Source organism: Streptomyces sp. NBC_00306, from assembly GCF_036169555.1.
In the GTDB taxonomy this organism is placed as follows: Bacteria; Actinomycetota; Actinomycetes; order Streptomycetales; family Streptomycetaceae; genus Streptomyces; species Streptomyces achmelvichensis.
This window is the reverse complement of the sequence record NZ_CP108032.1, coordinates 4,741,215-4,754,956: the sequence shown is the minus strand read 5'-3', so window position 1 is coordinate 4,754,956 and position 13,742 is coordinate 4,741,215. Positions and strand designations below refer to the sequence as shown.

Annotated in this window: 10 protein-coding genes; 8 read left to right on the top strand and 2 right to left on the bottom strand. The window is 72.2% G+C overall.

The annotated features are described in order from the left end of the window. Window positions 1–67: 67 nt before the first annotated feature. The 8 genes from OHA05_RS21190 (at window position 68) to OHA05_RS21155 (ending at window position 10,399) form a co-directional block, all read left to right on the top strand. Entirely contained in the window at window positions 68–2,044 is a 1,977-nt protein-coding gene (locus OHA05_RS21190; RefSeq protein ID WP_328863435.1) for a CocE/NonD family hydrolase, read from the top strand. A 38-nt stretch (window positions 2,045–2,082) separates the two neighbouring features. Continuing rightward, the gene (gene fahA, locus OHA05_RS21185; RefSeq protein WP_313944748.1) at window positions 2,083–3,309 is read left to right on the top strand and encodes a fumarylacetoacetase; all 1,227 of its coding nucleotides are present in this window, start codon (window positions 2,083–2,085) and stop codon (window positions 3,307–3,309) included. 300 nt (window positions 3,310–3,609) lie between these two features. Beyond that, window positions 3,610–4,380, top strand: coding sequence for a GntR family transcriptional regulator (locus tag OHA05_RS21180; RefSeq protein WP_313944749.1), 771 nt, complete (start codon window positions 3,610–3,612; stop codon window positions 4,378–4,380). Window positions 4,381–4,421: 41 nt separating this feature from the next. After that, entirely contained in the window at window positions 4,422–4,649 is a 228-nt protein-coding gene (locus OHA05_RS21175) for a 4Fe-4S dicluster domain-containing protein (protein WP_266533934.1), read from the top strand. Between the two features lie 29 nt (window positions 4,650–4,678). Next, window positions 4,679–6,049 (top strand): ABC transporter substrate-binding protein, encoded by a 1,371-nt coding sequence (locus OHA05_RS21170; RefSeq protein ID WP_328861446.1) that lies wholly within the window; start codon window positions 4,679–4,681, stop codon window positions 6,047–6,049. Beyond that, a complete protein-coding gene (locus tag OHA05_RS21165) occupies window positions 6,046–6,897 on the top strand; it encodes an ABC transporter permease (RefSeq protein WP_313944751.1) in 852 nt (283 codons plus the stop codon). Before OHA05_RS21170 ends, OHA05_RS21165 begins: the two co-directional genes overlap by 4 nt. Then, window positions 6,894–7,676 (top strand): ABC transporter ATP-binding protein, encoded by a 783-nt coding sequence (locus OHA05_RS21160; protein ID WP_313944752.1) that lies wholly within the window; start codon window positions 6,894–6,896, stop codon window positions 7,674–7,676. The genes OHA05_RS21165 and OHA05_RS21160 overlap by 4 nt, the downstream gene beginning before the upstream one ends. Window positions 7,677–7,687: 11 nt before the next feature. Then, window positions 7,688–10,399: a fumarate reductase/succinate dehydrogenase flavoprotein subunit gene (locus OHA05_RS21155; RefSeq protein WP_328861445.1), complete on the top strand. Its 2,712-nt coding sequence runs from the start codon at window positions 7,688–7,690 to the stop codon at window positions 10,397–10,399. Window positions 10,400–10,504: 105 nt separating this feature from the next. Here OHA05_RS21155 and nuoN read toward each other — a convergent pair whose 3' ends face one another. After that, window positions 10,505–12,169, bottom strand: coding sequence for an NADH-quinone oxidoreductase subunit NuoN (nuoN, locus tag OHA05_RS21150; protein WP_313944754.1), 1,665 nt, complete (start codon window positions 12,167–12,169; stop codon window positions 10,505–10,507). Beyond that, window positions 12,166–13,737, bottom strand: coding sequence for an NADH-quinone oxidoreductase subunit M (locus OHA05_RS21145; RefSeq protein ID WP_313944755.1), 1,572 nt, complete (start codon window positions 13,735–13,737; stop codon window positions 12,166–12,168). Before OHA05_RS21145 ends, nuoN begins: the two co-directional genes overlap by 4 nt. Window positions 13,738–13,742 lie beyond the last annotated feature (5 nt).

Below are 13,742 nucleotides of genomic sequence, written 5' to 3'. Positions count from 1 at the left end.
GCACCGAGGTCTCCGCCATGGACCAGCACCAGCATGCCCCGTATGAACCAGCCACGAGGACGTCCGGATTCCGCTGACCGACGGAACTCGGCTGTACGCACGGATGTGGCGGCCGTACACCGATGCGCCTGTCCCGGTCCTGCTCGAGTATTCGCCGGAAAGGCTGACCGATACGACCGCCGCGCGTGACGCGCAGCGTCACCCTTGGTACGCCGCCCACGGCTACGCGTCCGTCCGTGTGGAGGTGCGCGGACACGGCAACAGCGAGGGTCTGCCCGGCCCCGAGGGCGATCCCGGCGCGGTGGCGGACGGCGCCGAGGTGGTCGGGTGGCTGGCCGCGCAGCCGTGGTGCACGGGCCGGGCCGGCATGTTCGGGATCGGCCCCGGCGGCACCCTGGCCCTGCGTGTGGCGGCCCTCGCCCCGGAACCGCTGAAGGCCGTCGTGGCGGTGTGCGCCACCGACGATCCGGACGACAACGGTGCGTACCACCCGGGCGGTTCGGTGCTCGCCGAGGGCCTGCTCAGCCGGTCCGCGGCACTGATGTCCGCCCTCTGCCGCCCGCCCGATCCGCTCTTCGCCGGCGAGGAGTGGCGCGGCATGTGGCGCAGGCGCCTGGAGGCCGTCGAGCCGCCCGCCCACGCCTGGCTCGCGCCCCGGCCCGGCGAGACGGACCGGCCGCGGCAGGACGCCGGCGAGGCCCAGGACATCACGGCGGGCATCACCGCGGCCGTCCTGGCCGTGGGCGGGCTGTACGACCCCTACCGCGACGCCGTCCTGCGGCTGGCGACGCGGCTGCCGCCCGATCGCGTCCGCGCACTGATCGGCCCCTGGCCGCACCGCTATCCGGACCACGCCGACCACCCGGGGCCCGCGATCGGCTTCCTCGGCGAGACCCTCGCCTGGTGGGACCGCCATCTGAAGGACGCGGGCGGCGAGGCACCCGCCGAAGACCCGCTGCTCCGCGCCTGGATCAGCACGCCGCACCTCCCCCACCCCTCGGGTCACTGGGTCGCCGAACCGAGCCTGCCGTCACCGCACGTCCGCACCGTCGCGTACGCGCTCGGCGGCGCACCCCTCGTCGTCGACTCGCCCCAGCACACCGGGCTGGACGCGGGCCGGCCCGTCCCCACCGGGAACGACGCCGATCCACCGCCCGACCAGCGCGCGGAGGACGCGCACTCCGCCTGCTTCGACTTCCCCGTCACGGACGAGCCGGTCGAGATCCTGGGCCGGGCCCGGGTCGTTCTGCGGCTGCGCCCGGACGGCCCGCACGGCCAGGCGGTCGCCCGGCTGTGCGACATCGCGCCCGACGGCTCGTCCACACTCGTCGCCCGGGGCGGCGTCGACCTCACCGCCCACCGCGCCGGCCGACAGGACGCGTGGTCGCCGGGCCGGGCCGAGGACGTGACGTTCGAACTCGGCACGGCCGGCCACTCCTTCCCGCCCGGGCACCGCGTCCGGCTCGCCGTCTCCTCCGCGTACTGGCCGTGGATCTGGCCCGCGGGCGACTCGGCGGGCTTCACCCTCGACCCCGAGGGCTCCTTCCTCGAACTCCCGGTGCGCGAAGCGCTCCCCACGACGGGTGACCGGATCACCTTCGGGGAGCCCGACCCGTACGAGCCGCTCGGCGTCAGCTCCCCCGCCACACTCGACGAGGAACGTCCGGAGCGCCTGGTGGTGCGGGACGTCGCCCGGGGCGAGTGGCGCGTGGAGACCGACCCCCGGCCGGGCGGCCGGCGCATCCACCCGGACGGCCTCGAACTCACCGAGGAGGCGCGGGAGACGTGCACGATCCTGGAGCACGACCCGCACTCCGCCCGTGTCCGCGCCGAGTGGACGGCCCGGCTCCACCGGCCCGACCGGGCCTGGGACGTGACGGTCGAGAGCCGCTGCGACATCAGCTGCGACGCGGCCGGCTTCCTCGTCGAGGACGAGGTGGTGTGCCGCGACGGGGCGGAGATCGTCTTCCACCGGACCTGGGAGAAACGTCTTCCGCGTGAGGCCGGCCGAACGGCCTGCCGGGGCGGGTACGCGTCCACGTAACGTGTCACCCACACCCGTGGAAAGCGAGGCAGGCACCGATGTCCGAGCAGAGCCCGCTCGATCTGGCCGAGGGCGATCCCTTCGGCCCGCACAACCTCCCGTACGGCGTCTTCAGCACGGCGGACGACCCCGGTCACCGCCGGGTCGGCGTACGCATCGGGGACCATGTGCTCGATGCCGGTGCGGCGGCCCACACCCTCGGCTCGCCCTACGCGGCCCTGCTGGCCAGGCCGACCCTCAACCCCCTGCTCGCGGCGGGCCGTACCGCCTGGCGCGACGTACGGCGCGCGATCACCGCCTGGGTGACCGTGCCGGGGCACCGTGCGGACATGGAGCCGCTGCTGCACCCGCTGGACGCGGTCACGCTGCATCTTCCCTACGAGGTCGCCGACTACGTCGACTTCTACGCGAGCGAGCACCACGCGACCAACGTGGGCCGGATCTTCCGGCCGGACGGGGACGCGCTCACCCCCAACTGGAAGCACCTCCCGATCGGTTACCACGGCCGCTCGGGCACCGTCGTGGTCTCCGGTACCGATGTCGTACGCCCCTCGGGCCAGCGCAAGGCACCGGCCGACGCCGCTCCCGTCTTCGGGCCGTCCGTGAAGCTCGACATCGAGGCGGAGGTCGGCTTCGTCGTCGGCACCCCCTCCCCGATGGGTACGCCGGTGGCCCTCGGCGACTTCGGCGACCACGTCTTCGGTCTGTCGCTGCTCAACGACTGGTCTGCCAGGGACATCCAGGCCTGGGAGTACGTGCCGCTCGGCCCGTTCCTCGGCAAGTCCTTCGCCACCTCCGTCTCCGCCTGGGTGACACCGCTGGAGGCCCTGGACGCCGCGCGGACCGATCCGCCGGCCCGCGACCGCGAGCTGCTGCCCTACCTCGACGACTCCGCCGAGGACGAGAAGGGCGGCTTCGACCTGCGTATCAGCGTGGCGGTCAACGGACATGTGATCGCGGAGCCGCCGTTCGCCACGATGTACTGGACGGCCGCGCAGCAGTTGGCGCACATGACGGTCAACGGCGCCTCCCTGCGCACCGGTGACCTCTACGGCTCCGGCACGGTCAGCGGCCCGGAGGTCGGCCAGCGCGGTTCGCTGCTGGAGCTGACCTGGAACGGCCGGGACGCGCTCGAACTCCCCGAGGGCAAGCGGACCTTCCTGGAGGACGGCGACGTGGTGACGATGACCGCCTGGGCTCCGGGCCCGGACGGCGTACGCGTGGGTCTCGGCGAGGTGTCCGGCCGGATCGTCCCCTCGGCCTGACCGGGCGGGGCACGACCTGAGCGGGGCGCGGGGCACCGGCCGACACCGGCGGGCACGACCCGAGCGGGGCACGGGCCACCGGCCGACACCGGCGGGCACGACCCGGCCGGAGAGGGTGCGGGGCACCGGCTGAAGCGGCGGGGCGGGGGTGGCACATCCCCGCCCCGCCGCGCGCCGCCCGGTGGCAGATCTTCTCCGAGGCCGGACAAAGCAGCAGGTCAACGCGGTGCTCCCGGTCACGGGCATGGCGCAACACTCTGGCAACACCACCGTCGACACTCCGTCGGTATCGTCCACCGCATGCCAGCCGAACGCATCCGTGACCACGCCGTGCCGGTCGCCGCCGCACGACGGCGGCTGCTGCGCGCGGACCGGGCACGGCAGCTCGCCGACCTGTTGCGCCACCAGGTGCGCACGGGCGGCTTCCCCGGCGGCGCCCTGCCGCTGGAGGGGGCGATCGGCGAGGAGTACCGCGTATCGCGCAACACCGTCCGGCAGGCACTCGACCTGCTGCGCACAGAAGGACTGATCGAACGGCAGCCGGGCGTCGGCACCGTCGTGGTGTCCGAGAAGTACTCGCACGGCCTGGACCGGTTGCAGGGTCTCGCCGAGACCCTGCACGAACACGGCGACGTCACCAACGAAGTCCGTACGGTCGGCCCCGTCACCGCGCCCGCACCCGTGGCGCGGCGGCTCGGACTCGGTGAACACAGCGACGTCCTCTGCATCGAGCGGCTGCGCCGGCTGAACGGCCTGCCCCTCTCGCTCGACCTCACCTACGTCCCGATGGACCTCGGGACCGGGCTGCTCGGCTGCGACCTGGAGCACACCGATGTGTTCCGGCTCCTCGAATCCCTGGCCGGACAGCCGCTCGGCACCGCCGAGATCACCCTGGAGGCCGTCAACGCCGACGCGCACTCCGCCGCCGTGCTCGAAGCGCCGCGCGGCTCCGCCGTGCTGATGCTGGAGCGGCTCACCCATCTCGCCGACGGCCGGCCCGTGGACCTGGAGTTCATCCGCTTCCGCGGCGACCGCATCGCCATGAGCGGGCTGCTCCACCGCGCCCTCTGACCCGTACTCCCACCCTCCGTACCCGTTTCCTGGAGACAGCCATGCCTCTGGCACCCCAGCGCGCCGACGTGCCCGTGACCATCGACGAGTCCAAGTGCATCGACGGCTGCACGCTCTGCGTCGACATGTGCCCGCTCGACTCCCTCGCCATCAACCCGGACAGCGGCAAGGCCTTCATGCACGTGGACGAGTGCTGGTACTGCGGCCCGTGCGCGGCCCGCTGCCCCACCGACGCGGTCACGGTCAACATGCCCTATCTGCTCCGGTGAGCCGGCACGGTCGAGAGGTCCGAACTCCCATGACACGCACAGCACTTCTGCCACGCACCGCACTTCCCGCCGCCCTCGCCGCCGCCCTCGTCGTCCCGTTCGCCACCGGGTGCGGCGGCGACGCGAACGCCGGCGACTCCGGAACGGTCACCGTGACCGTCGGCTACCAGTCCAAGACCATCAACACCGTCACCGCCGGCACCCTGCTGCGCTCGCTGGGCTACTTCGAGCAGGAGCTGAAGGCGCGCGGCGCCCGGGACGGCATCACCTACAAGGTGAAGTGGCAGGACTACGCCACCGGCGCGCCGATCACCGCCCAGATGACCGCGGGGAAGATCGACATCGGCTCGATGGGCGACTTCCCGCTGCTGATCAACGCGGCCCGCGGCAAACAGCTCAACCGGCCGACCCGGCTCGTCTCCGTCACCGGCTACAACCTGCGCGGCGGCCTCAACACCATCGTCACGGAGCCCGGTTCACGGCTGTCGTCGCTCGCGGACCTGCGCGGCAAGAAGGTGTCCACCTCGGTGGGGTCCGCGGCCGACGGCACGCTCGTCCGGGCGCTCCAGCGGGCGGACATCGACGCGGAGAAGGACATCCACAAGCTCAACCAGCAGCCCGCGGTGGGCGCGTCGGCTCTTCAGGCAGGCAGCGCGGACGCACTCTCGCAGTTCGTGGCCTGGCCGGGGCTGCTCGCCTTCCAGGGCCGGGCGAAGGCCCTCTACGACGGCGCCGAACTGAATCTGCCGACCTTCCACGGGGTCACCGCGCGCGAGGAGTTCGCGAAGAAGCGGCCCTCCGTGCTGGAGGACTTCCTGCGCGCGCAGGACAAGGCCACCGAGTATCTGCGCGAGCAGCCCGTCGCGGCGGCCGAATCGGTCGCGAAGGCCACCGGTCTGCCGCCCGAGGTCGTCTACCTCTACAACGGTGCGAACGGCATCGCGACGTTCGACCCGACCATCAAGCCCGCCCTGGTCGCGGCCCTGAAGAAGGACGTTCCGGTACTGAAGTCGGCCAGGCTGGTCGGTGATGTGGACGTGGACGCCTTCGTCGACGACCGGTACGTCAAGCGGGCACTGGGCACCCGGTACGCGCAGGCACTCGCCACGACAGCCGCGCCCGCACGCAGCGAGGTGTGGCTCAGGAGCGGCACCACGCGGTCCTTCGCCACCCCCGACCAACTGCTGCGCCACATCGCCGCGGACACCGGCGCGGTCCGGGCCGCGTACGTCCCCGACGCGACGACCGGCACTCTCTGGTTCGCGGACAAGGCGGTCTGGGTGGCGGACGGCCCCCGGCTGCTGCCCTTCGTCACCCCGTCGGCGGCGTCGGTGTACATCGCCGGCCACCCCGGGGCGCGGACGCTGCCGTACGCCGACGCCCTGAAGCAGGCGTCATGACCTCGCGGCACCTCGTGCGGGCCCTGTCCCTGGCCGGCGCGCTCGGTCTGTGGCAGCTGCTCACGGCGTACGACGTCAATCTGTGGCTGCGGTTCGAGCAGTTCCCCACAGTCACGGATGTCGCGCGCGCCTTCGGGGACCGGATCGGCAACGGGACGTACTGGCAGGACCTGACCGACAGCCTCACCCGCATCGTCACCGGTTTCGTGCTGGCGGCGGTCGCGGGCGTGGCGGTCGGCACGGCCGTCGCCCGCTCACGGATCGCCGCGGATCTGCTCGGCCCGGTCCTCGAAGTCCTGCGCCCCATACCGGCGATCGCGCTCGTGCCCGTGGCGATCCTGCTCTTCCCGAGCAACGAGCAGGGAATCGTCTTCATCACCTTCACCGCGGCGTTCTTCCCGGTGATGGTCTCGACCCGGCACGCCGTACGCGCCCTGACCCCGGTCTGGGAGGAAGCCGTCCTCACGATGGGCGGCGGCCGCGCCCGTGTGCTGGGCTCGGTCGTGCTGCCGGGCGCACTGCCGGGGATCCTCGGCGGGCTGTCGGTCGGCATCGGCGTCTCGTGGATCTGCGTGATCTCGGCGGAGATGATCTCCGGCGAGTACGGGGTGGGTTACCGGACCTGGCAGGACTACACGGTCGTGGACTACCCGGGGGTCTTCGTCGGCATGGCGACCATCGGCCTGCTGGGCTGGCTCACCTCGACCGCCGTGGAGGTGCTGGGCCGCCGTCTGACGCGCTGGCTGCCCCGGCCCGCCGGCGACACCGTCGCCCGCCCCCGGACCCGCACTCCCGCGCTGCGACGGGCGGCGCGGCCGGACTCTCTCCGAGGAGGCGTCGCACCGTGACCACACCCCCCGAAACCGCCCTCGCCCCGGCCCCTGTCGCACATCCCGGAGCCCGGCTCACGCTCCGCTCCGTCGCGCTCGGCCGGGACGGCACCGCCGTGCTCGACGGCGTCGACCTCGATGTGGCGCCCGGTGAGATCCTCACCGTCGTCGGGCCGTCCGGCTGTGGCAAGTCGACGCTGCTGCGCACCCTGGCCGGGCTGCTCCCGCCGCTCGGCGGCGAGGTGGCGCAGGACGGCGTGCCCATCACCACCCCTCGCGCCGAGCGTGCGCTGGTCTTCCAGGACGACGCGCTGCTGCCCTGGCGTACCGTGCGCGCCAACGTCGAACTGCCCCTCGCCATCCAGGGCGTCGCCCGCGCCGCACGCCGCAGGACCGCCGACGCGTGGCTGGAGCGCGTCGGCCTCGCCGGGTACGGGCCCACCTTCCCGCACCGGATCTCGGGCGGGCAGCGCCAGCGGGTGCAGCTCGCCCGCGCGCTCGCCGGCGAGCCCCGGGCGGTGCTGATGGACGAGCCGTTCGGCGCGCTGGACGCCCAGACCCGGGCCGGGATGCAGCAGTTGCTGGTCGACGTGCTGCGGCACACCGGCGCGACCGTCGTCTTCGTCACCCACGACGTGGACGAGGCCGTGTTCCTCGGCGACCGGCTCGCGCTTCTCGGCACCGGCCGCGTCCTGGACGTACCGCGTCCCCGCGAGCGCGAAGCGCACAGCGACCCGGCGACCGTGGCACTGCGCCGCGAGGTCCTCGCGTCCCTCGGCAGCACCGGATCCCAGTGAAAGGCACGACCGTGCAGATCCCCGCTCTCACCGACGCCGAGGAGCTCTCCTGCGACGTCCTCGTCATCGGCGGCGGCACGGCCGGCACGATGGCCGCCCTCACCGCGGCCGAGCACGGCAGCAACGTGCTCCTGCTGGAGAAGGCGCACGTCCGCCACTCCGGGGCCCTCGCCATGGGCATGGACGGCGTCAACAACGCCGTCATCCCCGGCCGTGCCGAACCCGACGACTACGTCGCCGAGATCACCCGCGCCAACGACGGCATCGTCGACCAGTCCACCGTCCGCCAGACGGCCACCCGCGGCTTCGCCATGGTGCAGCGGCTGGAGTCGTACGGCGTGAAGTTCGAGAAGGACGAGCACGGCGAGTACGCGGTGCGCCAGGTCCACCGCTCCGGCTCGTACGTCCTGCCGATGCCCGAGGGCAAGGACGTCAAGAAGGTCCTGTACCGCAGGCTGCGCCGCCGTGAGATGCGCGAGCGCATCCGCATCGAGAACCGGGTGATGCCGGTCCGGGTGCTGACCGCGGAGGGCCGGGCGGTGGGCGCGGCCGGCTTCAACACCCGCACCGGGCAGTTCGTCACGGTCCGCGCGGGTGCGGTCATTCTCGCGACCGGCGCCGCCGGCCGCCTCGGTCTGCCCGCGAGCGGCTATCTGTACGGCACGTACGAGAACCCGACCAATGCCGGTGACGGCTATGCCATGGCCTACCACGCGGGCGCCGAGCTCACCGGCATCGAGTGCTTCCAGATCAACCCGCTGATCAAGGACTACAACGGCCCGGCCTGCGCCTATGTCGCCAATCCCTTCGGCGGCTACCAGGTGAACCGGCACGGCGAGCGGTTCGTGGACTCCGACTACTGGTCGGGCCGGATGATGGCGGAGTTCGCCGCCGAACTCGCCTCCGACCGCGGGCCGGTCTATCTCAAGCTCAGCCATCTGCCCGAGGAGTCGGTCGCCGCGCTGGAGTCCATCCTCCACACCACCGAACGCCCGACCCGGGGCACCTTCCACGCGAACCGTGGCCACGACTACCGCACCCACGACATCGAGATGCACATCTCCGAGATCGGCCTGTGCGGCGGCCACTCGGCGTCGGGGGTGCGGGTCGACGACCATGCGCGCACCACCGTGCCCCGGCTGTACGCGGCCGGCGATCTGGCGTGCGTGCCGCACAACTACATGATCGGGGCGTTCGTCTTCGGTGATCTGGCCGGTGAGGACGCGGCCCAGTACCGGGCGTACACCGGTGAACTCCCGGCGGACCAGCTGACGGAGGCCCACGAACTGGCCTACGGGCCGCTGCGGAATCCCGACGGCCCGCCGCAGCCGCAGGTCGAGTACAAGCTCCGCCGGTTCGTGAACGACTATGTCGCGCCGCCCAAGTCCGGCGCCCGACTGTCACTCGCCGTGGACCACTTCGAGAGGATGCGCGGCGAGATCGCGGAGATGGGCGCCACGACGCCGCACGAGCTGATGCGCTGCGCCGAGGTGAGCTTCATCCGGGACTGCGCGGAGATGGCGGCCCGCTCCTCGCTCGCCCGTACGGAGTCCCGCTGGGGTCTCTACCACGAGCGCACGGACCATCCGCAGCGCGACGACAGCGGCTGGCTGCACCATCTGGATCTGCGCAAGTCGCCGTCGGGAGCGATGGAGTTCACGGCGCGGCCGGTGGAGCCGTATCTGGTACCGGTCGAGGAGTTCACTCCGGTCGGCGGTGCCTCCCGCCATATCGGGGAGGTCTCGCCGGAGCAGGTGGCGACGGCGGGACCGCGTGAGGCCGCCCCGACCGGCTCGCGCATCGCCGCCCCCACCAGCACCAGCACCCCGGAGCGCGCGGCGACCGACTCGCCGCGCATCCTGGAGCTCGTGGCGCTCGCGGACGATCAGCCCGAACTGGCGGCTCTGGCACCCTACTTGGCGGACCCGGATCCGGCGGTACGGCGGGCGGCGGTGGCCACACTGACGGAGACCGCCCCCGACGGCACGGGACCGGCGCTCGCCGCCGCGCTCGCGGACGCCGACCCGGGCGTGCGGGCGGTGGCCGCGGAGTCGCTGCGTGAACTGGTCGAGACGCTGCCGCCGGAGCCGGCGCTGCGCACCCCGCTGGTCGCGGCCGTCTCCTCGGCCGACCCGGTGGTCCGGGCCGCGGCGCTCGACCTGCTGCGCGCCCTGCGGCTGGGGAGCACGGCCCTGTTCGCCCCGGGCCTGGACGATCCCGACCTCGGCGTCCGGGTGGAGACGGTCCGTGCGCTCGTCTCCGTGGACGCCGTCCGGGAGCTGACGACGGCCGCCGCCGACCCGGCCCGTGAGGTCCGCGTCACCGTGGCGAAGGGCCTTGCGGCGGTGACGGCTCCCCCGGCCGACGTCCTCGGCCCGCTCACCCGGCTCCTGGGCGACCCCGATGTCCTCGTGCGCGCGGCCGCCTTCCAGTCGCTCGGCACGACGGGCTGCCCCGCGGAGGTGGCGGAGTCGGCCGTAGAGGCGCTGGACGACCCTGCCTGGCAGGTCCGCGCCGGAGCCGCGGCCTCGCTCGGCGGAGCGGCCTCCGGTACGGCGGTTCCGGCGCTGGCCAAGGCGCTGGGCGACGCCTCCGCGGATGTCCGCAAGGCGGCGGTGCTTGCCCTGCTCCGTCATCCGGCCGCCGAGGAGGCCCGCGCGGCGCTGGCGACGGCGGTGCACGACCCGGACGCGGACGTCAGGGCCTACGCGGCCCGCGCCTGAGGCTCCCGGGCCCGAATCGCGGCCGACAGGTGCCCCGCACGGCACGGACGAAGGGCCCGGCTCCCCCGAGGGAGTCGGGCCCTTCGTGGACCATGTGGCGCATGGCTACCGCACGAACACCCCGGCCTGGTTCGCCAGGTCGAGGAAGTACTGCGGGGCCACACCCAGCACCACCGTCACCGCGACACCGACGGCGATGGCCGTCGTCGTCAGCACCGACGGCACGGCCACCGTCGGGCCGTCCGCCTTCGGCTCGCTGAAGAACATCAGCACGATGACCCGGATGTAGAAGAACGCGGCGATCGCGGACGAGATCACACCGACCACGACCAGCGCACCCGCGCCGCCCTCCGCCGCCGCCTTGAAGACCGCGAACTTGCCCGAGAAGCCGGACGTCAGCGGAATGCCGGCGAAGGCCAGCAGGAAGACGGCGAACACGGCCGCGACGAGTGGTGAACGACGGCCCAGACCCGCCCATTTGGACAGGTGTGTCGCCTCGCCGCCGGCGTCCCGCACCAGCGTGACCACCGCGAACGCGCCGATGGTCACGAAGGAATAGGCCGCCAGGTAGAACAGGACGGACGAGATGCCGTCGGGCGTCGTCGCGATGACACCGGCCAGGATGAAGCCGGCGTGCGCGATCGAGGAGTACGCCAGCAGCCGCTTGATGTCGGTCTGGGTGATGGCCACGATCGCGCCGCCCAGCATGGTGACGATGGCGATGGCCCACATGACCGGCCGCCAGTCCCAGCGCAGCCCCGGCAGCACCACGTACAGCAGCCGCAGCAGCGCACCGAACGCGGCCACCTTGGTCGCCGCCGCCATGAACCCGGTGATGGGCGTCGGCGCTCCCTGGTAGACGTCCGGCGTCCACATGTGGAACGGGACGGCGCCGACCTTGAACAGCAGGCCCGTCAGGATCATCGCGACGCCGATGAGCAGCAGCGCGTCGTTGCCCATGGTGTCGGCGAGCGCCGGGTCGATGGTGCGGACGCTGCCGTCGACGACCTCCGCGATCCGGGCGTACGAGACGGAGCCCGCGTACCCGTAGAGCAGGGCGATGCCGAAGAGCAGGAACGCGGAGGAGAAGGCGCCCAGCAGGAAGTACTTCACCGCGGCCTCCTGCGACATCAGCCGCTTGCGCCGGGCGAGCGCACACAGCAGATACAGCGGGAGGGAGAAGACCTCGAGCGCGATGAAGAGGGTCAGCAGGTCGTTGGCGGCCGGGAAGACCAGCATGCCGGTGATCGCGAACAGCGCGATCGGGAAGACCTCGGTGGTGGTGAACCCGGCCTTGACCGCGGCCTTTTCGCTGTCGCTGCCGGGCACCGATGCGGCCTGCGCTGCGAACGAGTCGACGCGGTTGCCGTGCGCCTCCGGGTCGAGCCGGCGCTCGGCGAAGGTGAACACCGCGACCATCGACGCCAGCAGGATGGTGCCCTGGAGGAACAGCGCGGGACCGTCGACGGCGATCGCGCCCATCGCGGCGATGTGCGCCTTGGTGGTGCCGTATCCCCCGGCGGCGAGCCCGACGATCGCGGCGAACGCGGCGGCGAGAGCGACGACGGTCAGGAACAGCTGGGTGTGGTACCGGGCCTTGCGCGGTACGAACGCCTCCACCAGCACACCGAGGACGGCGGCGCCGACGACGATCAGTACCGGTGCCAGCTGGGCGTATTCGATGTGAGGGGCCGGGATCTTGTCGATCGGCGGCGTCGGTGCGGCCGCGGCCGCCGTCGTCCACAGGCTGTGGACAGCTGTAGCGCTCACTTGGCCGCCTCCACCTCGGGCTGGGGGTCCTTCTCCTGGACGTCGGACATCGTGTGCTCGACCGCCGGATTCACGATGTCCGTCAGCGGCTTCGGGAAGACGCCGAGGAAGATCAGCAGCGCGATCAGCGGCGCCACCACCGCCAGCTCACGGGCCTTGAGGTCGGGCATGCTCCGCACCTCGGCCTTCACCGGCCCGGTCATCGTCCGCTGGTAGAGGACGAGGGTGTAGAGCGCGGCGAGCACGATGCCGAAGGTGGCGATGATGCCGGCCACGGGATAGCGCGCGAAGGTGCCGACCAGGACCAGGAACTCACTGACGAACGGAGCCAGTCCGGGCAGCGAGAGGGTCGCGAGGCCGCCGATCAGGAAGGTGCCGGCGAGCACCGGCGCGACCTTCTGCACTCCGCCGTAGTCCGCGATGAGCCGCGAGCCGCGGCGGGTGATCAGGAAGCCGGCCACCAGCATCAGCGCGGCGGTCGAGATCCCGTGGTTGACCATGTAGAGCGTCGCGCCCGACTGGCCCTGGGAGGTCATCGCGAAGATGCCCAGGACGATGAAGCCGAAGTGCGAGATCGAGGCGTAGGCGACCAGTCGCTTGATGTCGCGCTGGCCGACCGCGAGCAGGGCGCCGTAGACGATGCTGATCAGCGCCAGCACCAGGATCACCGGCGTGGCCCACTTGGAGGCCTCGGGGAAGAGCTGGAGGCAGAAGCGGAGCATCGCGAAGGTGCCGACCTTGTCGACGACCGCGGTGATCAGCACGGCGACCGGAGCGGTCGCCTCCCCCATCGCGTTGGGCAGCCAGGTGTGCAGCGGCCACAGCGGCGCCTTGATCGCGAAGGCGAAGAAGAAGCCGAGGAACAGCCACCGCTCGGTGTTGGTCGCCATCTCCAGCTGACCGCTGGCCCGGGCCTCCGCGATCTCGGAGAGCGAGAAGCTCCCCGCGACGACGTAGAGACCGATGACCGCGGCCAGCATGATCAGTCCGCCGACCAGGTTGTAGAGGAGGAACTTCACGGCCGCGTACGACCGCTGGGTCGCCGCCGCCTCGTCCCCGCCCGCGTGGGCCCGGTCGCCGAAGCCGCCGATGAGGAAGTACATCGGGATGAGCATGGCTTCGAACAGGATGTAGAAGAGGAAGACGTCGGTGGCCTCGAAGGAGAGGATCACCATCGCCTCGACCATGAGGATCAGCGCGAAGAATCCCTGGGTGGGCCGCCAGCGCTTGCTGCCGGTCTCCTGGGGCTCGGCGTCGTTCCATCCGGCGCCGATGACGAACGGGATGAGCAGCGCGGTCAGCGCGATCAGCGCCACCCCGATGCCGTCGACGCCCAGTTCGTACCGGACGCCGAAGTCCTTGATCCAGGCGTGCGACTCGGTGAGCTGGTAGCGGTCACCGCCGGGCTCGAACCGTACGAGCACGATCGCGGCGAGTACGAGTGTGGCGAGCGAGAACAGCAGCGCCAGCCATTTCGCTGCGGTCCGCCGCGCGGCGGGCACCGCGGCGGTGGCGATCGCACCGACTGCCGGAAGTGCCGCCGTCACCGTAAGGAGCGGGAAAGACATAGCAG